Source organism: Hymenobacter convexus (assembly GCF_030580955.1).
In the GTDB taxonomy this organism is placed as follows: domain Bacteria; phylum Bacteroidota; class Bacteroidia; order Cytophagales; family Hymenobacteraceae; genus Hymenobacter.
Window position 1 is genome coordinate 209,696 of the sequence record NZ_JAUQON010000001.1, and the last position, 19,817, is coordinate 229,512.

General features: G+C 60.6%; 17 protein-coding genes. 1 reads left to right on the top strand and 16 read right to left on the bottom strand.

Annotated elements, in window-relative coordinates; translation table 11 throughout:
* Positions 1–3: 3 nt before the first annotated feature.
* From Q4S41_RS00800 to recA, 6 genes are all read right to left on the bottom strand, one after another.
* Positions 4–717: an RluA family pseudouridine synthase gene (locus Q4S41_RS00800; RefSeq protein ID WP_305010053.1), complete on the bottom strand. Its 714-nt coding sequence runs from the start codon at positions 715–717 to the stop codon at positions 4–6.
* 147 nt (positions 718–864) lie between these two features.
* Complete coding sequence (locus tag Q4S41_RS00805; protein ID WP_305029230.1) at positions 865–1,932, bottom strand: sensor histidine kinase; 1,068 nt, start codon at positions 1,930–1,932, stop codon at positions 865–867.
* A gap of 142 nt (positions 1,933–2,074) precedes the next feature.
* Positions 2,075–2,770 (bottom strand): response regulator, encoded by a 696-nt coding sequence (locus Q4S41_RS00810; protein WP_305029231.1) that lies wholly within the window; start codon positions 2,768–2,770, stop codon positions 2,075–2,077.
* Between the two features lie 114 nt (positions 2,771–2,884).
* Positions 2,885–3,556 (bottom strand): hypothetical protein, encoded by a 672-nt coding sequence (locus tag Q4S41_RS00815; protein ID WP_305029232.1) that lies wholly within the window; start codon positions 3,554–3,556, stop codon positions 2,885–2,887.
* Positions 3,557–3,647: 91 nt separating this feature from the next.
* Positions 3,648–4,463: a DUF3108 domain-containing protein gene (locus Q4S41_RS00820; protein ID WP_305029233.1), complete on the bottom strand. Its 816-nt coding sequence runs from the start codon at positions 4,461–4,463 to the stop codon at positions 3,648–3,650.
* 134 nt (positions 4,464–4,597) lie between these two features.
* Positions 4,598–5,629 carry a recombinase RecA gene (gene recA, locus Q4S41_RS00825; protein WP_369811238.1) on the bottom strand — a complete coding sequence of 344 codons (1,032 nt, stop codon included), beginning with the start codon at positions 5,627–5,629 and terminating at the stop codon, positions 4,598–4,600.
* Positions 5,630–5,999: 370 nt separating this feature from the next.
* Here recA and Q4S41_RS00830 point away from each other — a divergent pair, with 370 nt between their 5' ends.
* Positions 6,000–7,121, top strand: a complete 1,122-nt coding sequence (locus Q4S41_RS00830; RefSeq protein ID WP_305029234.1) for a hypothetical protein — start codon at positions 6,000–6,002, stop codon at positions 7,119–7,121.
* Positions 7,122–7,134: 13 nt separating this feature from the next.
* Here Q4S41_RS00830 and Q4S41_RS00835 read toward each other — a convergent pair whose 3' ends face one another.
* The 10 genes from Q4S41_RS00835 to Q4S41_RS00880 all read right to left on the bottom strand — a co-directional run bounded on the left by Q4S41_RS00835 (position 7,135) and on the right by Q4S41_RS00880 (position 19,795).
* Complete coding sequence (locus Q4S41_RS00835; protein WP_305029235.1) at positions 7,135–7,701, bottom strand: GNAT family N-acetyltransferase; 567 nt, start codon at positions 7,699–7,701, stop codon at positions 7,135–7,137.
* Positions 7,702–7,789: 88 nt separating this feature from the next.
* On the bottom strand, positions 7,790–8,215 hold the full coding sequence (locus Q4S41_RS00840) for a hypothetical protein (protein ID WP_305029236.1): 426 nt from the start codon (positions 8,213–8,215) through the stop codon (positions 7,790–7,792).
* 158 nt (positions 8,216–8,373) lie between these two features.
* Positions 8,374–9,339: an AAA family ATPase gene (locus Q4S41_RS00845; RefSeq protein ID WP_305029237.1), complete on the bottom strand. Its 966-nt coding sequence runs from the start codon at positions 9,337–9,339 to the stop codon at positions 8,374–8,376.
* 126 nt (positions 9,340–9,465) lie between these two features.
* Positions 9,466–10,860 (bottom strand): peptidylprolyl isomerase, encoded by a 1,395-nt coding sequence (locus tag Q4S41_RS00850; protein ID WP_305029238.1) that lies wholly within the window; start codon positions 10,858–10,860, stop codon positions 9,466–9,468.
* 232 nt (positions 10,861–11,092) lie between these two features.
* Positions 11,093–13,414: a peptidylprolyl isomerase gene (locus tag Q4S41_RS00855; RefSeq protein ID WP_305029239.1), complete on the bottom strand. Its 2,322-nt coding sequence runs from the start codon at positions 13,412–13,414 to the stop codon at positions 11,093–11,095.
* Between the two features lie 246 nt (positions 13,415–13,660).
* Positions 13,661–14,074: an ATP-binding protein gene (locus Q4S41_RS00860; RefSeq protein WP_305029240.1), complete on the bottom strand. Its 414-nt coding sequence runs from the start codon at positions 14,072–14,074 to the stop codon at positions 13,661–13,663.
* A gap of 110 nt (positions 14,075–14,184) precedes the next feature.
* Complete coding sequence (locus Q4S41_RS00865; RefSeq protein WP_305029241.1) at positions 14,185–14,514, bottom strand: STAS domain-containing protein; 330 nt, start codon at positions 14,512–14,514, stop codon at positions 14,185–14,187.
* Positions 14,515–14,529: 15 nt separating this feature from the next.
* The gene (locus tag Q4S41_RS00870) at positions 14,530–16,608 is read right to left on the bottom strand and encodes a PP2C family protein-serine/threonine phosphatase (protein ID WP_305029242.1); all 2,079 of its coding nucleotides are present in this window, start codon (positions 16,606–16,608) and stop codon (positions 14,530–14,532) included.
* A 206-nt stretch (positions 16,609–16,814) separates the two neighbouring features.
* On the bottom strand, positions 16,815–18,293 hold the full coding sequence (gene guaB / locus Q4S41_RS00875; protein ID WP_305029243.1) for an IMP dehydrogenase: 1,479 nt from the start codon (positions 18,291–18,293) through the stop codon (positions 16,815–16,817).
* A gap of 89 nt (positions 18,294–18,382) precedes the next feature.
* Positions 18,383–19,795 carry an alpha/beta hydrolase-fold protein gene (locus Q4S41_RS00880; RefSeq protein WP_305029244.1) on the bottom strand — a complete coding sequence of 471 codons (1,413 nt, stop codon included), beginning with the start codon at positions 19,793–19,795 and terminating at the stop codon, positions 18,383–18,385.
* Between the last annotated feature and the right edge of the window lie 22 nt (positions 19,796–19,817).

Consider the following 19,817-nt stretch of genomic DNA (forward strand, 5'->3'; position numbering starts at 1 on the left):
GGCTTACAGATTCTGCCGCAACGCCTCCACCAGCACGCGGAAATCCTTCGGATAGGGCGCTTCGACGGAAATTTCCTCGCCGTTCAGGCCCGTGAACTGCAGCTTGAGCGCATGCAGGGCGAAGCGCTTGATGAAGGGCTGCTCTTCCTCGCCTTCCTTCATGTTGAACTTCTTCTTCAGCGAAGACAGGTAAAAATCCTCCCCGCCGTAGTCCTTGTCGCCCACAATAGGCGCCTGCAAGTACATGAGGTGGAGGCGAATCTGGTGCATGCGGCCCGTCACGGGCTCGCACAGCATGAGGGCGTGGCGCTTGAAGGTTTCGAGGGTGGTGAAGTGCGTTTCGGCGGGCTTGCCCTTGTAGGCGAGGCGGGCCTTACCCCGGCTGGTGGTTTCGATGTTGCGCTCCACCACTTCATCCTGTAGCTGCGGGGTGCCCCACACCACGGCGTGGTATTGCTTTTTCACCTCGCGGTTTTCGAACTGCATGGCGAGGTGGCGGTAGGCGGCCGGGTTTTTAGCAAAGGCCAGCGCGCCGCTGGTTTCGCGGTCGAGGCGGTGGGCAGCCTGAATATCGTCGTGGTGCTGGCGGGCTAGGCGCAGCATGTTGGGCGCGCCGCCCACCCGCTCGTCGAGCGTGGCCAGAAACGGCGGCTTGTTGACAACGAGGTAGTCGTCGTTTTCGAAAATAACGAGGTCGGAGAAATTTGGGAGCTTCATAAGAAGCCGCAAAGGTACGGCCCTGCGAACGGCAAGAACCTATGCGAGGACGTCATGCTGAGCGCAGCCGAAGCATCTCTATCGCGAACTTATTTACTTACCCGGTAGAGATACTTCGGCTGCGCTCAGCATGGCGCTTCTCTTGTTTTAGCTGCTCACCGGGCCGCCGCCTTTCGGCTTGCTCAGCTTGAATTCCAGCGTGGTGCCTTCGCCCACGGTGCTTTTCACCTTGATAGTGGACTTGTGCGCCTCCACAATGTGCTTACTGATGGCCAGCCCCAGCCCCGAGCCGCCCGACTCGCGCGACCGGCTCTTGTCGATGCGGTAGAAGCGCTCGAAAATGCGGTTCTGGTGCTCGGGAGCGATACCGCTGCCGTCGTCGCGCACGGCAATGCGAACGGAGGTTTTGCCCTCGACCAGCGACACCACCACGCGGCCGTTGTCGCGGCCGTACTTGATGGCGTTGTCAATCAGGTTGACCAGTACCTGGCGGATGCGGTTGCGGTCGGCTACCACGAGCAGGCCGGTTTCGGGCAGGTTGGGCGGGAATAGCTCCAGCGCGGTGCCGCGCCGGGCGGCCTGCTGCTCCAGCAGCTCGAAGATGTCGAGCACCAGGGCTACCAGGTCGAAGCGCTGGCGGCGCATGCGGACCACGCCTTTTTCGAGTTGCGCGATGGTGACGAGGTCCTGGACAAGGGCGTCGAGGGTATCGAGGCTGGCGGCGGCTTTGCGCAGGAATTTGCGGCGGGTGGCCAGGTCGATGTCGTCGTCCTCGTCGTCGAGAATGGTGTGCACAAAGCCTTGGGCGGCGAAAAGCGGCGTTTTCAGCTCGTGCGAAACGTCGGCCAGAAACTCGCGGCGCAGGGCCTGCAGGCGCACCAACTCATCAAGCTCCTGCTGGCGGCGCTCGGCCATGAGCAGGATTTCGTCGCGCACGCGCTTCACCGGCTCGGGCCGGAACAGGAACTTGTTGCTGAGCCGCTTGAACTCCTTGCGCTTAATGTGCTCCAGGCCCGCGTAAATGCCGTTAATCTCCCGAAAAATCAGGGCCTCAAACGACAAGTAGACCAGCAGAAAGCACGCCGCCACCGTGACGCCCGCCGCCAGAAACGCCTCCCGAAACGGCAGCGTGGGGCCGATGCGGGCATACGTGGTGAGCACGCCCGCCACCAGCAGCGCAATAAGAATGGCAATGGTGCGAGAGGAGAGGTTCATCGGTGCGGAGAATTAGTTAAAAAGCACGTCATGCAGAGCGCAGCGAAGCATCTTGCGTGCAATAGTAAATAATTACCGGTGGCGGGCAAGATGCTTCGCTGCGCTCTGCATGACGTGCTTTGGGCAGCACCTTATCCTGACTCTAGTCCGCGTTGAACTTGTAGCCCACGCCCTTGATGGTCTGGATGTGGTGGTCGCCCACCTTTTCGCGCACTTTGCGCACGTGCACGTCCACGGTGCGGGCCAGCACGAAAACGTCGTTGCCCCAGATGTTTTTCAGCAGCTCTTCGCGGTTGAACACCTTGTGGGGCGTGGCGGCCAGGAAGGCCAGCAGCTCGAATTCCTTCTTGGGGAGGGTGATTTTTTTGCCGTCCTGGTACACGGCGAAGGCGGTGCGGTCGATGCGCAGGCCGTTGATGTCGATGGCATCGACGGCAGCGTGGGGGTCTTGGTCGCGGCGCTTCACGGCGGCCAGGCGGCCCAGCAGCGCGCGCGGCTTGATGGGCTTGGCGATGAAGTCGTCGGCGCCGGCCTCAAAGGCGGCCACTTCGGAAAATTCCTCGGCGCGGGCCGTCAAAAACAGGATGTAGGTGTCTTTGAACTTGGGCTGCTCGCGCAGCAGGCGGCAGGTGGCAATGCCGTCGAGGTGGGGCATCATCACGTCGAGCAGGATGATGTCGGGGTTGAAATCGGCGGCAATTTCCAGGGCCTTGCGGCCGTCGCCGGCTGAGGCGGTTTGGTAGCCCTCTTTTTTGAGGTTGAACTCCAGCAGCTCGACAATGTCCGGGTCGTCATCGACCACGAGAATCTTGTACACGGCGGATTTGGGAGTACTCACGGCGTAACGGGCTTAGGTGAAGCAATGGTTGCGGCTGCAAAAGTACCGCTCGCTGCGGCGCGCCCCATGTTACGATTATGTGACGCCCAGCCCCAGCCCCCGCCGACCCCGGACTCAGGCGGCCGTCGGCAGCTCGTCGCGGGACGGCGGCAGGCTGAGGGCAATGCCGTAGAACACGTTGAGAAACGTGTAGAGCAGCGCGTGAATGGCCCACACGTGCCGGCTGATGGTCGGCGAGTATTTCAGCACCAGGTTGCTGGTGAGGAAAATCAGCAGATTGCCCGAGAAATACAGCAACAGGCCCGTCGAAACCCAGAACATGGGGTCGCGCTCCAGGTGCCGGGTTACTACTTGACGGGTGATTTCGCGCCGGAAATAGTAGAACACAAACGTCAGCACCACCACGCCTTCGATGAAGTGCTGCACCGGGCTGAATTCCAGCGTGTCGAGCCGGGGCCGGTAGGTGAGGGCCGTGCCCAGCAGAAACAACCCCACCCCCGCCAAAATGAACCGGCTAATGGGCAGCTCGCGCAGGGCGTGGCGGTAGATGAGCGCCAGCAGCGTGAACTCAATGGCCGTGTCGATGGGAAACAGGAACAGGTTGGGCCGGTGCCGGACCCGCAGCCACATGGCCACGGCCGTGACGACCAGCGCCAGCAGCGTGAGCAGCAACAGGTACTGCATGTTGCGGTCGAGCCGGCGGTATCGAGCCACCCCAATAACGCCGGCAACAGCCAAGGGAACCGTTGAGAAATCGGTAATAAATTTTTCAACGGCCAGCCACATAGCTACAAATATCGGTCACCCAGCCCGAGAATGCGCGCCTTAATATTACACACTTTCAGCACCTTCGCTGGCAATACCTTTGCCTCAAAGACTAGTTTACTAGGTTGAGCCGCGATTTCAGGCCCTGATAGCGCACCATGTCCACCTTCACGGTGCCCACAAACATCTCGGCCTGAAACAGCACTGGAATCTTGTTGCGGTCATCGGAGAAATACACCGAAATGGCATTTTCGCCCCGGAACAGCTTGTTGTTGGGCATTTTGGGCACCAGCTTGAAGGCGCGCACGTCGCCGGCCTTGGTTTCCACCACCTCGCGGCCCTTGAAGACGACTTCCAGCATAAAATTGTCGCCGTCGAAGTAGCCGGGCACGCGCACCACGTCGCCCACCTTCATGCGGTCGAAGTTCAGGGTGCGCAGGTAGTAGAAGCCGCTCACCAGCTCCAAAGTGTTGTTGGCCACCTTCACGGTGGTGCGGGTGTTTTCGTGGGTGTGGTCGGTCACCTCGGCCACGTCGTGCAGGTGGTCGAAGTCCACGGTTTCGCGCTTGCGGTAGTTTTTCTCGGCAATCTCGCGCTGGGCGCGCAGGGGCAGAATGCTAGTTGTATCAATCAGCGCTTGCCATTTGTCGCGGATGCGCAGGAAAAAGTCGAATGAGCCCGTGGTTTTGCCACTCACAGTGGCCTTGTAGCAGGGGCGGCCGTTGAAGCGTTCCAGGCCGCCGGATGTTTCCACGGTGGCCTCGCCGCCGTTGATGAGGCCGTAGTGCACCGTGTATTTGATGACCTCGCCGCGCCCGAAGCTGGACTGTGGGATGTTGCGCACGGCATCGCCGGGCCCCAAAGCGGGCACGGCGGCCGCCAGTAATACCACGATAATAGGAGTAAAAAAGAGCCAGCGGCGGTTCATAACGGGATAAAGCAAAATAGTTATTCCGGGCCTAGACAAACGCAATGCCAGCCCAGGCATTGCCCCAAAGATACGGACGTAAAAAAAGCCCGTTGCCATAGCAACGGGCTTTCAGTCTTTAGCAGTTCAACGCTTTACAGCGTGTCTTCGCCGTCGTCGGCAATGCTCATGTCCACGGGGATGACGTCCTCGTCGCCCTTGGCCATGGTGCGGATTTTGTCTTCGATTTCGGCGGCCAGCTCGGGGTTGTCGAGCAAGAGCGTCTTCACAGCCTCGCGGCCCTGGCCGATTTTGGTGTCACCGTAATTGAACCACGAGCCCGACTTGCCAATGATGCCCATGTCGACGCCAAGGTCCACAATCTCACCGACTTTGGAAATGCCCTGGCCGTAAATGATGTCGAACTCGACCACCTTGAAGGGAGGCGCCACTTTGTTCTTCACTACTTTCACCTTGGTGCGGTTGCCGGTCACGTTGTCCTTATCCTCCTTGATTTGGCCAATGCGGCGGATGTCGAGGCGCACCGAAGCGTAAAATTTCAGGGCGTTACCACCGGTGGTGGTTTCGGGCGAGCCGAACATCACGCCGATTTTCTCACGCAGCTGGTTGATGAAAATGCAGCAGCAGCCGGTTTTGTTGATGGTGCCGGTGAGCTTGCGCAGGGCCTGGCTCATGAGGCGGGCGTGCAAGCCCACTTTCGAGTCGCCCATGTCGCCTTCGAGTTCGCCTTTCGGCACGAGGGCGGCCACGGAGTCAATCACGATGATGTCGATGGCACCCGAAGAAATCAGCTGGTCGGCGATTTCCAACGCTTGTTCACCATTATCGGGCTGGGCGATGAGCAAATTGCTCGTATCAATACCGAGTTTCTCGGCGTACGATTTGTCGAAGGCGTGTTCGGCGTCGATGAACGCGGCCATGCCGCCTTTCTTCTGCGCCTCGGCAATCATGTGCATCGTGAGGGTGGTCTTACCCGACGATTCCGGGCCGTAGATTTCAATCACGCGGCCGCGGGGCACACCGCCAATGCCAAGGGCGATATCCAGCGAAAGCGAACCCGTGCTGATGCTCGGAATGTCGCCCACCTTGTTGTCGGAGAGCTTCATCACCGTGCCTTTGCCGTAGGCTTTATCCAGCTTATCCAGCGTGAGCTGCAGGGCTTTCATCTTTTCGGCGGCGGTGTTCACTTCGCCCTTCTCTGCTTTTTCGGCTTTCGGAGCCGCTTTGGTAGCTAGTGCCATGTGGGGGTGTTTAAGAAAAACGGGTTAGGTTTGGTAAAGTTAACGGTTTTGGCCGGGTCGCAATCGAATAAATCTATTCTTTAGCAAAAGCCCTGAATGGGCGCTTTTGCGGCGGCTTTTTCTAACAGAAAGACCAGTGGTTTGGTGCCGCAGAAAGCGGAAATATATGATGAATTATCTAAGAATTTTAGTTGGCCTTGTGGCTCTGCTAATTAGAGTGGGAGAAGCACGGGCGCAACTAGATAATCGGGCGTTTACGAGCCCTATGCCAGGCAGGCCGGAAGGCCACATGGAAATGGATAATTTGCTAAATGAACAGGGAAAAGAGATTGACTCTGTAACGGCAAATGTTATTCGCACAGCAACTCCGCCAAGTGCCGGCGAGCTGCGCCTGTCGCTCAACGCCTTCACCTTCTTTAAAGACAACGAATACTTCAACAAGATTGTCGATGGCTACACGCTTTACGGCACACAATTGAACCCGCAGCTAGTCTATTACCCAATTAAGGACCTTCGCCTTGAAGGCGGTGTGTTTCTATGGAAGGACTTCGGCAACCCGGTGCTGAAGGCAGTGCGCCCCACGTTTCGGGCTACCTGGACGACGGGCAAGCAGCAGATTATTCTGGGCAACATCCGGCCCAACCTGGCGCACAACTACATCGAGCCGATGTTCAACTTCGAGCGGGTGATGCTAAACCCGCTCGAAGAGGGCATCCAGATGCGCTACCATGGCAAGCGGCTGTTTGTGGACCAGTGGGTGGACTGGCAGCGCCAGCAGTACCGCTACAGTAACTACCAGGAAGAAGTGGCCGGCGGCCTGAGCACGAGCTACCGCATCAGCCCGGACGACAGCCGCTGGACCGTGGCCCTGCCGTTCCAGTTCACGGCCATTCACCACGGTGGGCAGATTGATACGCTGGACAAGCCCCTGCAAACGGCATTCAACGAGGCCTTCGGGCTGGAGGCGCGCTACCAGTTGCAGGGGCCGACGGTACAGGCGGTGCGCTTCAATGGCTACGTGCTGGGCTTCCAGGATTACTCCTTCACGGCGGGGCAGTTTCCCTACAAATACGGCCGGGGTTTGTACCTGAACGGCACCCTCGAAACCCGTTTTGCCGATGTGATGGTGAGCTACTGGCAGGGTTCACGCTTCATCTCGCCACTAGGCGGCGACTTGTACCAGAGCGCCTCGCGCACGGTGTCGAACCCTGATTTTCTGGACCCGCAGCGCAAAATCGTGCTGGTGCGGTTGTTGCGCGACTTCCGCATCTCCGACGCGGCGGCCCTTACGGCGCGGGTGGAGCCGGTGTTTGATTTGAACGCCAAGCTGCTCGACTATTCCTTTGCGATGTACTTCAATTTCCGGCAGGATTGGCTGCTGGGCAACATCGGCAAGCGCGCGCGGGTAGGGCAGTAATACCAGATATAGGTTACTCAGGCCGCACCAGCCAGAAGCGGCAGATTTGGCTCACGGCATCGGAATTGCGAAACCAAACCGGGCGCTTGGGCGGCGGCTCGGGCTGAAAGCCGTTGGCGCGGGCCACAGCTTGGCCCTTCTCGTTGCTCAGGAAGCAGCGTACCAGCAGGCGCTGGCTGCCCAAGGCCCCAAAGCCGAACTCGACCACGGCCGCCAAGGCTTCGCGGGCGTAGCCTTGGCCCTCGGCGGCAGCGGCCAGGTAGTAGCCAATTTCGGCCTGCCCTTTCTGCTGGGGCATGATGCAGATGTCGCCCACGTAGCGGGCCGTGGCGCGGTGCCAGATGCCAAACACGAAGAAGCGGCCCGTGCGCCAGTCATCGGCAAAGGCGCTCAGGGCCACCTGGGCGTCGGCCAGGGAGCGCACGGCCTGCAGGCGGTCGGGGAAGGAAGGCTGGAAGCGTGGACGGTCGGCATGCAGCAGCTCGAAAAAAGCACCCGCATCGGCTGGGTCGTAGGGGCGCAGGCAGAGGCGTTCGGTGTAGAGTTGGGCACGGGGCAGCATGGCGTCGAAATACGGCAAAAGCACCGTCAGGGGATGTACGGGCTGAAGAAAAACAAAAAGGCCGCTACTGAACCCAGAAGCGGCCTTTCCAGAAAAATTCAATGGGTTACTTGTTGATGCCCACGTACTGGCTGGGGCTGCCCAGCGACTGCTGGGTCCGCATCACGTTCACCTGCCGGGCGGCTTCGTTGAAAAACTCCAGGCGGCGGATTAGCATTTCCTTCGCCAGCACGCGGCCTTCGGGCGTGCGCATGGTGGCGCGCTTGTCGGCCAGCACGTGCTGCATGGCGGCCAGCGTCTGGCCCTCGTGCTTCATGAACTGCTGCTGGAACTCGGCCAGGCGGGCTACGCCGCTGGCGGTGAGGGTAAAGTCTTCGCCAGCGGCCTGGTTTAGTACTTCGCAAAGCACATACACCTCAATGGGCAGGCTGGTTTCGAGGGCCGTGGTGCGCAGGTCGAGGCCGGCGGCCAGGGCGTCGAGGATGATGCGCACGTTGCGCTCAAATTGCTGATAGTAGGCTTGGGCTTCCATGGGGTATGAGGGGGCAGGCGGTCAATTGGAATACAAAGAACGTCATGCTGAGCGCAGCCGAAGCATCTCTGCTGCGCAACGCAATCCATGCAATTGGATTCACTGCTGCGGTAGAGATGCTTCGGCTGCGCTCAGCATGACGTTCTAAAAACTAACAATTACAACAACTCTTTCACAATCTGCTCCACGCCGATGCCTTCGGCTTCGGCTTTGAAGTTGCGCACGAGGCGGTGGCGCAGGATGGGCACGGCCACGGCGCGCACGTCCTCAATATCGGGCGAGTATTTGCCGTTGAGCAGGGCGTTGCACTTGGCGCCCACGATGAGGTGTTGCGAAGCGCGAGGCCCGGCGCCCCATTCCAACAGCTGGTTGGTGCGGGCGTGGGCGCGCTCGGTGTTGGGGCGGGTTTTGTGCACGAGGCCCACAGCGTATTCCACCACGTTGTCGGCCACGGGCACGCGGCGCACCAGTTCCTGGAAGGCTTGGATATCGGCCGCGTGCAGCACCTTATTCACAGTGTGCTTGATGTTCGAGGTCGTGTTTTTTACGATGTTCAGCTCCTCGGCGTAGCTCGGGTAGCCCAGCTCGATGTTGAACATGAAACGGTCGAGCTGCGCCTCGGGCAGGGGGTAGGTGCCTTCCTGCTCGATGGGGTTCTGGGTGGCCAGCACGAAGAACGGGCGCTGCAGAGGGTAGCGCTGCCCGGCCACCGTCACGGCGTATTCCTGCATGCTTTCGAGCAGGGCCGCCTGGGTTTTGGGCGGCGTCCGGTTGATTTCGTCGGCCAGGATGATGTTGGCGAAGATGGGTCCTTTCACGAAGTGAAAATCCCGCTGCTGGTTCATCGTTTCCGAGCCCACAATGTCGCTCGGCATCAGGTCCGGGGTGAACTGAATGCGGTTGAACGACAAATCCAGCGAGTCGGCAATGGTCTGAATCAGCAGGGTTTTGGCCAGGCCGGGCACGCCCACCAGCAGGCTGTGGCCCTGCGAAAACACGGCGGTGAGCACCAGCCGCACCACCTCGTCCTGTCCCACGATGACCTTGCCGATTTCCTGGCGCAGCTTCTGGAAGGAGGCCGCCAGGGCATCGGCTGCTTCTTTGTCGTTTTGGAATTGAGCCATTGATAGAAATGAGCTAAGCTAAAAAAGCTGTCATCCTGAGCGTAGAAGGACCTTATCACCACTGAACGGAAACCGTTCTTACTTGATAAGGTCCTTCGCTACGCTCAGGATGACAAAGAAAGGTTGCTACCGGTTATCCGTCGATTCCAGTACTTTGCACTGGGCGTATTCCGGCGCTACTTCTAGGTACACGCTGCCGCGGTTTTTGGCAAACCACTCATCCAATGCTTTGTTGCGCTTCTCGTTGAGGGCAGCGGCGGCAATTTTCTGGTAGTCCTGCTCCAGGTTGGCTTGGTGGGGGGGCGTGTTCGATTTCAGGTACAGGATGCGCATGGCGTCCTTGCCGTCGTCGGTGCGGTAGGGCATGGGCGGGGTGATGTGGCCCACCTTCATGGTATCGATGACGAAGAAGATGGCCGGGTCGAGCTTGTCGAGGGGCAGGCGCGAACCGCCGTCTTGGCGGTTGGCCAGCAGGCCGCCGTTGGTGCTGCTCTGCTTGTCCGAGGAATTATCCTTAGCTGCTTTGGCAAAGCTGATGCTGTCGGACAGAATCTGGCGGCGCAGCCGAGCCAGTTGCTTGGCCGAGGCGCTGGCGTCGGCCGCGCCGGTTTCGGGCTTGAGCAGGATGTGGCGCGTCGAGTACGTGTTGCCCTTGCGCTCGATGAACTGAATGAGGTGGAAGCCGAACTGCGACTGCACCACCGGCGACAATTGCCCCGGCTCCAGCTTCATCGATGCGGCTTCGTACTCCGGCACCAGTTCGCCGCGCTTGAAAAAGCCCAGGTAGCCGCCTTCCTTGGCCGAGCCCGGGTCTTCGGAATACTGCTTGGCCAGCGTGGCAAAGTCGGCCCCGGCCAGCACCTGCGCCCGGATGTCGTTCAGCTTGGCCATGGCGGCCTGCTTGGCTTTGTCGTTCACCTGTGCCGGAATCACAATCTGACCTACTTCCACTTCGGTGCTGAAGTAGGGCAGGCTGTCTTTGGGCACGCGGCTGAAATACTGAGCCACCTCGCGGGGCGTCACCGCCACCTTGCCGGTGATGGTTTCCTGCATTTTCTGTTGCGTGAGCTGGTCCTTAATCTGGGGCCGCAGGTCGTCCTTCAGCGCCTTGATGGGCTTGTTGTATTGCTCCTCCAAACGCTTTTCCGAGCCGATTTGCTGCACGAAATAGGCCATGCGGCGGTCCACCTCGTTGTTCACCGTCTTGTCTTCTACCACCACCGAGTCGGTTTCAGCCTTGGCCAGCATCAGCTTGTTTAGCACAAGGCTTTGCAGGATTTTGCATTTCAAATCGGGCGGCAGCGGCTTGCCGGCCGCGCGGGCCACTTCCTGGGCATAGATGAGCTCTACGTCGGAACGCAGCACAATCTGGTTGTCCACCTTCACCACAATGCCGTCGAGCAGTTCCTGCCCTTTGGTTCGAGTGATGCCCAACTGGGCTTTGGAGGCGGGCGCCAGGCCCATTATCAGCAACAACGTAAGCAGGGCCGACGCCGCAGCGCGATTCACTTTAACAAGCATAAATCAAATAAGTAAAGCCCAACGGCCAGTCGGCCGGGGCCTGAGCCACACCCACGCCTAACACGCAAACGGGCGCACAAATTTCACGATAAATCCGCGGGCGGACAAAAACAAGGAGCCGCGCTGCCGGGAGAAGGTTGCAGGGCGTAAAAACAGTTAGCAGTGACCGGTTAACGGTGAACAGTATTGGTTGACTGCTCACCGTTAACCGGTCACTGCTAACGGGCAATTATTATTTCGTGATGAGCTTGCTCACCTCGGCCTCGTTCACCTTCACGGGGCGGGCGGCGCGCATCTGCGCAATCCACTCCTTTTCCAGGTAGGTTTGGTAGTCGCTGGTGGCCTGGCCACGGGCTTCGGCCAGGGTTTTGGGGCCGGCGGGCAGCGTTTTGTCGATGGTCACGGCGTAGTAGCGGCCGTCCTTCTGCACGTTGTAGGTGCCGGGGCCCTTGGTCAGCAGGTCGTCCATCACTTTGTTGTCGCCCTTCTGGAAGATGCGCTGGCTGATTTGGACCGACAGCGGGTTTTGCTCGTTCAGTTCGCTCTCAATAGCGGCCGGGCTGGCGCTCACCAGCGCCACTTGCACCGATTCCGTGCCCGGTGCTTTGGCCACCGTCTTGCTGATGCGGCGGGCCGAAATGGCTCCGCGCCGACGCAGGTAGCTGGCCACCGAATCGGCACGGGCGGCGGCGAAGCTGGCTTTTTCGCCCTTTTTCACGCGGCCTGTCAGAGTCACGCGCGACAGGGTGTCCTGCGTCATTTGCTTAATCAGGTCTTGCAAAGCAATGCCGCCAATTTTGCTCGGCACGGCCGAGCCTGGCCGGATGGCAATGGCCTTGGGCACGTTCTTCGTGACGGGGAAGCGGCCGGCTTTAAGCTCTTTCTGCACGCGGGTGAGCAGGGCGGGCGTGGCGGCGCTCACCACGGTGCCCTGCACGCGCTGGTCCCACTGGTACTTGGCTTGGTTGGCAGCGAAGTATTTTTTCAGGCCCACGGTGTCTTCAATGGCCTTGCTCCACACCTTCTCGTCCATCAACTGGAACAGCAGGATGCCGTCGCGGTACTCCTTCACCAGCATGCGGTAGTCCTCGTACTTGGTGTCGAGGCTGTTTTTCTCGAAGTCGGTCAGGCTTTGCTCCACGTACTGGTCGTAGAGCTGTTGCATGGCGAAGCTGGGCTGCGCGCCGGTGCGGGGCCGCTGGTTTTGCTGCGCAAAGGTCAGGAAATCCTTCACCGTGTAGGGCTTGCCTTTGATAGTGAACAGAGCCGAATTGTCGGTCACGGCGTTTTTGGCAGGCTTGCCGGTAGCGGCGGCCGGGGCCGCGTACTTGTAGCGGCCGGCCACGAGGGCCGTGTCAGCTTTGCTGAATACGTAGGTTTTGGCGGCGGGCACTTCCACAAACTGGTCTTCCTGGCGCACGCGCTTTAGAAAAGCCGCTTTGTTCAGCTCCGAGCGTGAGTCTTTGGCCACTTTGCTTTTCAGGCCGGGCTCCAGGTCGGCAAACTTGGCCAGCGGCTGCTTCTCAATCAGCTTGATGACGTGCCAGCCGTAGGGCGTCTGCACGGGCGCCGAAATGTCGCCGGGTTTCTGCAGCTTGAAAGCCACTTCCTCGAAAGAGGGAATCATGCGGCCGGTGCCGAAGGGCGGCAGCTCGCCCCCGTTGGCGGCCGAACCGGCGTCTTCCGAGAATTGGGCCACGAGCTTATCCCAGTTTTCACCCTTTTTCAAGCGGCTGTACAGCTCATCAATTTTCTTCTTGGCGGTGATAGAATCCGACTTGGGCGCGTTGGCGTTCATCCGAATCATGAGGTGGGCCACCTTGATTTCGCCCTGTGCGGCGCGCTTGTCGTTCACCTTGATGAGGTGGTAGCCGAAGCGCGTGCGAATGGGCTGTGACACCTGCCCCACGGGCGTTTTATAAGCCGCCGACTCAAACGGATACACCATCTGCATGGCCGTGAAGTAGCCCAGCTTGCCACCATTCTCCTTGGCCGAAGGGTCTTCGCTGTTGGCGCGGGCCAGTTGGCCAAAGTCTTCGCCGGCCAGCGCCTGCTGCCGCAGCTTGACAGCCTTCTGGTAAGCCGCCAGCGTATCCTGCGGCGTCGCATCGGGCGCCACGCGGATGAGGATGTGCGAGGCGTTCACCTCCTGGCTCATGCGGTCGTAGGCCTCGCGCACCAGTTGGTCGGTCACGCTCTTCTCCGTGAGGTAGGGCTGGGCCAGCTGCTGGCGGTAGCCGTCCAGCTCGCGTTTGAAGGCTTGGGTAGTGTCGAGGCCGCGCTGCTCAGCCTCCAGCACCTTCAGGCGGAAGTTGGTGTAGAGGTCGAGGTAGTCGTTGACGCTCTGGCGGGTGCCGTAGTCGGGCGCCGAGCTGTTGTTTTTGCGGTACACATAGGCAAACTCGTTGGCCGGCACCGGGTAAGTGCCCAGCGTCTCGACCACGGGCCCGGTGGCGGTAGAAGCCACAGCGGCCGTAGCAGCCGGTTTGGAGGTCTGGCAGCCAGCCAGCAGCGTAACGACGGCCGCGCCGGCGTACAGAATGCGTTTGTGCATATATAAAGTAGGAGAAAACAAAAACGTCGGCGGGAAAGAAGTCAGCCGCGCGGGCATAAAATTACCGGTGCGAAATTAACTAATTTCCGGACGGAAAGAAAGGTGCCCGTTATGAGGGGAGGGTGAAAAGCAAAACGGTCATGCTGAGCGCCGCCGAAGCATCTCTACCGTGCCAGTAACTGATTACTTCGGCACGCGAAATGCTTCGGTGGCGCTCAGCATGACCGTCCGCAACGAATAGCCTTGCTAAGCTAGGTGCTTGCTCAAGTGGCACACCGTGTGGTTGCCGCGAGTGAAAAACTCCACCCGGTCCATGAGCCGGTTCACCAAGGCCATGCCCATGCCGCCTTTGCGGCCTTCTTTGATGTAAGCCCGCAAATCGGGCGATTGGTGGGCGCCGGGCAGGTAAATGGTGTCGCCATTATCCGCAATTTCCACGTTCAATTCGTGCTTCTCAAAGGCCAGCTCCAGGTCCAGAAACTGGGTTTCGTCCTCGCCGTTGGCATGGATAATGAAATTGGCCACGACTTCATCAATGGCGAGCACCACTTGGTTTATCGTGATTTCGGGCAGCTGACGGCTGTTGAGGTAGTTCCGCACGAAGTCCCGCACCTCTTGGAGGTGGCTGCGGGAGCAGGCAATGCGGAGAGAGGATTTCACGTGGGAAGTGTTGAATGTTGGGGGTTGAATGTTGAGTGAATAGTTGTGTAAAACACGGGCCAAAGCCCCTATTAACTCAACGTTCTACCCTCAACACTCAAAACGTAAGTTTATGCGGCTTCGGCTTCGGCGGCGCTGGGCACGATGGTCATCAGCGCATCCAAGCCCAGGATTTCGAAGACGTTGAACACCTTTTCCTGCATGTTGAAGAACACCAGCTTCACGTTGGCATCCTGGAAACGCTGCAGGTGGGAAATAAATACACCCAGTCCGGCCGAGGAAATGTAGCTCAGCTTGGCGCAATCAATCAACACCTTGCGGTAGTTCAAAATATCGGGTTTAGCCAGCTCAGTATCAAGGACAATGGCGGAGCTGGCGTCCAGCTCGCCATCGAGCAGGAGGGTAAGCGTATCAGCGGAGGGTTGAGCAGTTACTTTCATAATGAGGTCGATACGTCAGGCCAACGGCAGGGGTTGGGCCGACTTGAATTTAATGACCAGCAGGGTCTGGTCGTCGTGAATCGGATGCCCGTGCGTAAAGCCGTTGAGGTCGTCGAGGATGAAGTTCTTGATGTCTTCGGCTTCCTGGAAATAACTCTCTTCAAGGCGCAGCTTCAGGCGGTCTTCGCCGTATTCGTCGGTGCCGTCGCCGCCGCGGGCTTCCACAATGCCGTCGGTGTAAATCACCATCACATCGCCAGGGCTGTAGTCGTAAAACTGGTTTTTAATGTGTTTTTCGTAGCTCTCGTTCCGAATGATGCCCAGCCCAAGGCCCTGCGACTCGAAGTAGAACACCTCCTCGCGCAGGGCGTGGTAGTAGAGCGTGTGGCAATGCCCGGCGCGGGCAAATACGAAGCCACCCTGCTCATAATCAATGATATAGAGCGAGGAAGTGATGAATGATGATTTTTCGAGGCAATGCGTCAGGGCCGTGTTGGCCTGGGCCATGAAGCGGCTGGGCACCGGGAATTTGTCGCGCTCGTTCTTGGCCAGCGGGTTTTCCTGCATCAGCGAATGGAAAATCCCTTTCATCTGGGCCATGTGGAAGGCGGCCGTGACGCCCTTGCCGCTCACGTCGCCGATGATGACGGCCAGCCGCCGGCCCGGCAGGTGCAGGAAATCGTAGAAGTCGCCGCCCACCTCCTTGGCCGCCAGCGAGTGCGAGCTGATTTCGAACCAGTTGTCGGTGGGCAGGTTCTTCGGAATGAGGCTGTCTTGCACCTGCGAGGCGATTTTCAGCTCTTCTTGGGTGCGTTGGTTGGCCAGGGAGGTGCGCACCAGCTCCAGGTTCTCGATGCTGAGCACGGCCTGGCTGGTGAAGGTTTGCAGAATGCTGAGGTCCTCGCGGTCGAAGGTGTGCGGCTCCAGCTTCAGCAGGTAGAGCATGCCGTAGTTGAAGTGCAGGCCGCGCAGGGGCAGTTGCAGCAGCGAGCGGTAGTGCTGCGACGTGCCCTCAAAGCCGACGCGGGCATTCAAGTCGTTGGTAATGAACTCCCCCTCGGGCAGGTCGTGGCCCTGCAGGCGGGTGCGCATGGCATCGGCCAGGGCCGGGGGGAGGTTGTAATACTGCGTGGCATCGGCCGCGTCGATGCCGGCGTGGCTAGGGTCGAGGTCAAGCCAAGCCGCGTCGGCCTGCACCGTCTGCACCGCCGATTCGAGCAGGATGTGGTACACTTCGGCCGTGGTCTGGCCGCGCTGAATAATCTGGGTGAGGCGCTGCAGGCGGAGAATCTCGTTGCGCCGCTGCTCGATGACGTCGGCAATGGGCATGTTAAAAAATGTGACCAGCAGGCCCATCAAGGCATAGAAGGCCGAGAAGAAGGCCGTAAGCAGCAAAAAAGCGTGCTGCGGCTGCGGCGCAATCAGCTGCGGGTCGACCTGCGTGACGCGGAAGTATTGCACGAATACCAGCACGCTGAACAGCAGCCCGGCCTGCAATAGCACTGCCCGCCATTTTTCGCGCTGGCTGAGGTAGGCCACCCATTTCTGGTGCCCGCTCAGGTAGATGCCGTATAGGCCCAGCAGCACCACGATGGGGATGGCCAGGTAGTTAGGCGGGTTCACGCCCACGAGCCGGAACAGCAGCGTGGCGCCCAGTAGCACTTCAAAGATGGTCCATTCGCGCTGCAGCCGGGCCGAGGAGCGGAACAGCACGAGCGCCCGCCACGCATAGTTGGTGCGGGCCAGGAAAATGACGAACAAACCCAGGTTGAGCGTGTAGATGCTCGTGAACAGGATGCTGTTGCTGTTCAGGCCCGAGTCCTGGCTCAGCAGCCGCTCCAGCAGGTGCAGGCCAATGCAGCCCAGCGCCAGCAAGCCCGGCCCCGTGAGCAAGCGCCTGAGCAGCCGGATGAACGCCTGGCCCTGCAGCGGCGAGGGCTGGTAGCGGTAATAGAGGAACGCGCCCAGCACGAAAGCACCCTGCGCCAGCTGCGTAGTCCATTGCGGCCAGCTGCCGCCCAGCCACGGCCCGGCCCCCGAGTGGCTCAGGGCACTCAGCAGCAGCAACAGCCAGCTAAGGGCGGTAAGCGGCAATAAGAAAGAGCGTAAGCGTTGAGCCACAGACAGAAACCAGGAATAACACAAGCACACCAGCCCGTCGCGTCGCAGGCGGCGCTCAACCGGCGTGCAAGATACAATCGCGGGGACAAAACCATGTCCAATATTATGGCCCCACCAAGAAGCCCCGTCAGCGTAGACTGGCGGGGCTTCCTGTACGTCAGGCTGCTATATAGGCGGCGTTAGCGGCTCGAATAATTCGGGGCCTCGCGGGTGATTTGCACATCGTGCGGGTGCGATTCGCGCAGGCCCGCCCCGGTGATGCGCACGAACTGCGCCGCCTGCAGGGCCTCGATGTTGGCGGCACCCACGTAACCCATGCCAGCCCGCAGGCCGCCCGCCAGTTGGTAAATTACCTCCGAAACATTGCCCTTAAAGGGCACGCGGCCCACAATGCCCTCGGGCACCAATTTCTTCACGTCGTCCTCAGCGTCCTGGAAGTACCGGTCCTTGCTGCCGTCCTCCATGGCCTCCACCGAGCCCATGCCGCGGTAGGATTTGTACTTGCGGCCTTCATAAATGATGAGGTCGCCGGGGGCTTCCTCGGTGCCGGCCAGCAATGAGCCGACCATCACGGCGGCGGCGCCACCGGCGAGGGCCTTCACGAGGTCGCCCGAGAACTTGATGCCGCCGTCGGCCACCAGCGTCACGCCGGTGCCTTCGAGGCCTTTCGCGGCTTCGAGCACGGCCGAGAGTTGCGGGACGCCGATGCCGGCGATGATGCGCGTGGTGCAGATGGAGCCCGGACCCACGCCCACTTTCACGCAGTCAGCGCCGGCATCGGCCAGGGCCTTGGCGCCGGCGGCGGTGGCCACGTTGCCGGCCATCACGTCCAGGTTGGGGTAAGCGGCTTTGATGGCGCGCACGGCATCCATCACGCCTTTGGAGTGGCCGTGGGCGGTATCGAGGCTCACGATATCCACGCCGGCTTCGACCAGAGCCGCGACGCGCTGGAGCAGGTCGGGCGTGACGCCCACCGCGGCGCCTACGCGCAGGCGGCCGAGGTGGTCCTTGCTGGCGTGCGGCGAGCGGCGGCGCTTGCGGATATCCTTGTAAGTCATGAGGCCGGCAAGGCGGCCGTCGGCGTCCACCAGCGGGAGCTTGTCGACTTTGCTATCGGTGAGCAACTCTTCGGCCGCGGCTTGGTCGATGCCGGCGGGGGCCGTTACGAGGCGGCTCAGGGGCACCATCACCGTCGTCACGGGCTGGCTCATGTCCTTCTCGAAGCGCAGGTCACGGCTGGTGAGGATGCCTTCGAGGACGTGGCCGCCATTCACCACCGGAATGCCGCCGATGTTGTGCTTGCGCATCAGCTGGCGGGCGTCGGCCAGGGTGGCGGTGGGCGGTAGAGTGAAGGGGTCCTGAATCAGGGCCGACTCGCTGCGCTTCACGCGGCGCACCTGCTCGGCCTGCGCCTTGATGGACATGTTCTTATGAATGATGCCCAGGCCGCCTTCCTGCGCCAGCGCAATGGCCATGTCCGACTCCGTGACGGTGTCCATGGCCGCCGAAATCAGCGGGGTTTGCAGCCGGATGTTGTTGGTGAGGTGGGTGCCGGTGTCGCAGTCGCGGGGCAAAACCTCGGAGTACGCTGGCAGCAGCAGTACGTCGTCGTAGGTGAGGGCCTCGAAGGCAATTTTGGGGGTTGCGGAATCCGCCATGGCAAAAGGGGTTGGGGGTTGGGGCCTTTTGCCAGTCAAAGGTACGGCGGGAAGTTGGGTTGGAAACCCGCTTTCCCACTGACCTGTGATTATTCTTTGGTGAATTTGCCGTTGCCCACCGCGCCGCCGGCCGTGAGGCGCGACAGGTACAGTCCCGCCGCCAACCGGCTCACGTCCACGCGCTGGCCGTTGCGCACGCGGGTGCGCAGCACGGCACGGCCCCGCACATCGGTTATTTCAAGCTGCGCCTCTTCGGTGAGCGTAGCGGGCAGCGACACACGCAACTCGCGGGCGGCCGGGTTGGGGTAGAGGCTGACGCTCAGTGTTTGGGCCGGACGCGCCGCGGTGGTGGTGGCGGGCGCATACAGCCAGGAGTAGCCAGCTGGAAACTCGCGCCGCCAGAACCACTCGGCGTGCTGGCCGTCGGCGCGGGTGTTGAAATTGAGGTTGGCGGCCGGCACGCCGCCGCGCTGCAGCGAGTCGCGCAGGGCCTGCATCTGGGGCACCATGGTGGTGCTTTCGGTGGTGCCGCTCATGAAGTAAAAGCGGGTGTTGGGGTTGGCCGGGTGTAGATGGGCGTAGGCGGCTAATTGCTGATAGGCAAACCAGTAAGCGGGCGAAAACGACGCCACTTTGCCAAATACCGACGGGTTGCGCAATGCCGCGTAAGTGGCAATGAGCCCGCCCATGCTGGAGCCGCCGATGCCGGTGTTCTCGCGGCCCGGCAGGGTGCGGTAGTTGGTATCGATGTATGGCTTGAGGGTTTGGACTAGGAAATCGACATACAAATCGCCCTGGCCGCCGCCGTAGGTCGGGTTGTTCCAAGGCGAGTATTCGTCGAGGCGGTTCGGGCCATTATCCACGGCTACTACGATGCAGCCGGTGGGGTCCTGGCCGCTGGCGGCCAATTGGTTCAGGGCCTCGTCCACGCCCCACTCGCCAGCAAAAGCCGTGGCGGCATCAAATACATTCTGGCCATCCTGCAAATAGAGCACTGGGTAGCGGCGGCCGCTGCTGGCGTAGCCGGGCGGCAAATAGAGCCACACGCGCCGGGTGCGGCCCAACTGTGGCATGGCGAAGGCGGTCGAAATCACGCTCACGTTGGCGGCGGCCGTGGAGGTGCCGGTGCCGGGCGTGCCGCCGGCCAAGTCTTCCCAGTTCAGCACCTGGCAGGGCACGGTGGCCGCGCTGCTGCCGAAGGTATAGGTGCGGTTGGGCACCGCGCCGTTCGTGGCATTGGTTTCGACGGCGGCCCAGGAGCCGCGCGTAAACTTGTATTCCATGGTACCGGTGGCGGCGGGCAGCGTGATTTGGTAGCTGCCATCGGCGTTGTGTGTGAGGGCGTGGGCCGCGCTGCCGGGGTTCCAGCTATTGAAAGTGCCCGCGATGTAGAGGGTGGCATTGGCCGGCGTGTTGGCCGGTACCGCTGTGATTTTGAAGGTAACTTGGGCGTGGGCGGCGAAGCCGATGAGCGCCAGCAGGAGTGAGAAAAGCTTTCTCATGGCGTTGGGTGGGATTGGGAAG

Coding starts and splice junctions, on each gene's coding strand:
- Q4S41_RS00800 (WP_305010053.1), bottom strand. CDS start 717: ATGAAGCTCCCAAATTTCTCCGACCTCGTTATTTTCGAAAACGACGAC.
- Q4S41_RS00805 (WP_305029230.1), bottom strand. CDS start 1,932: ATGAACCTCTCCTCTCGCACCATTGCCATTCTTATTGCGCTGCTGGTG.
- Q4S41_RS00815 (WP_305029232.1), bottom strand. CDS start 3,556: ATGTGGCTGGCCGTTGAAAAATTTATTACCGATTTCTCAACGGTTCCC.
- Q4S41_RS00820 (WP_305029233.1), bottom strand. CDS start 4,463: ATGAACCGCCGCTGGCTCTTTTTTACTCCTATTATCGTGGTATTACTG.
- recA (WP_369811238.1), bottom strand. CDS start 5,629: ATGAAAGCCCTGCAGCTCACGCTGGATAAGCTGGATAAAGCCTACGGC.
- Q4S41_RS00830 (WP_305029234.1), top strand. CDS start 6,000: ATGGATAATTTGCTAAATGAACAGGGAAAAGAGATTGACTCTGTAACG.
- Q4S41_RS00840 (WP_305029236.1), bottom strand. CDS start 8,215: ATGGAAGCCCAAGCCTACTATCAGCAATTTGAGCGCAACGTGCGCATC.
- Q4S41_RS00845 (WP_305029237.1), bottom strand. CDS start 9,339: ATGGCTCAATTCCAAAACGACAAAGAAGCAGCCGATGCCCTGGCGGCC.
- Q4S41_RS00850 (WP_305029238.1), bottom strand. CDS start 10,860: ATGCTTGTTAAAGTGAATCGCGCTGCGGCGTCGGCCCTGCTTACGTTG.
- Q4S41_RS00855 (WP_305029239.1), bottom strand. CDS start 13,414: ATGCACAAACGCATTCTGTACGCCGGCGCGGCCGTCGTTACGCTGCTG.
- Q4S41_RS00865 (WP_305029241.1), bottom strand. CDS start 14,514: ATGAAAGTAACTGCTCAACCCTCCGCTGATACGCTTACCCTCCTGCTC.
- guaB (WP_305029243.1), bottom strand. CDS start 18,293: ATGGCGGATTCCGCAACCCCCAAAATTGCCTTCGAGGCCCTCACCTAC.
- Q4S41_RS00880 (WP_305029244.1), bottom strand. CDS start 19,795: ATGAGAAAGCTTTTCTCACTCCTGCTGGCGCTCATCGGCTTCGCCGCC.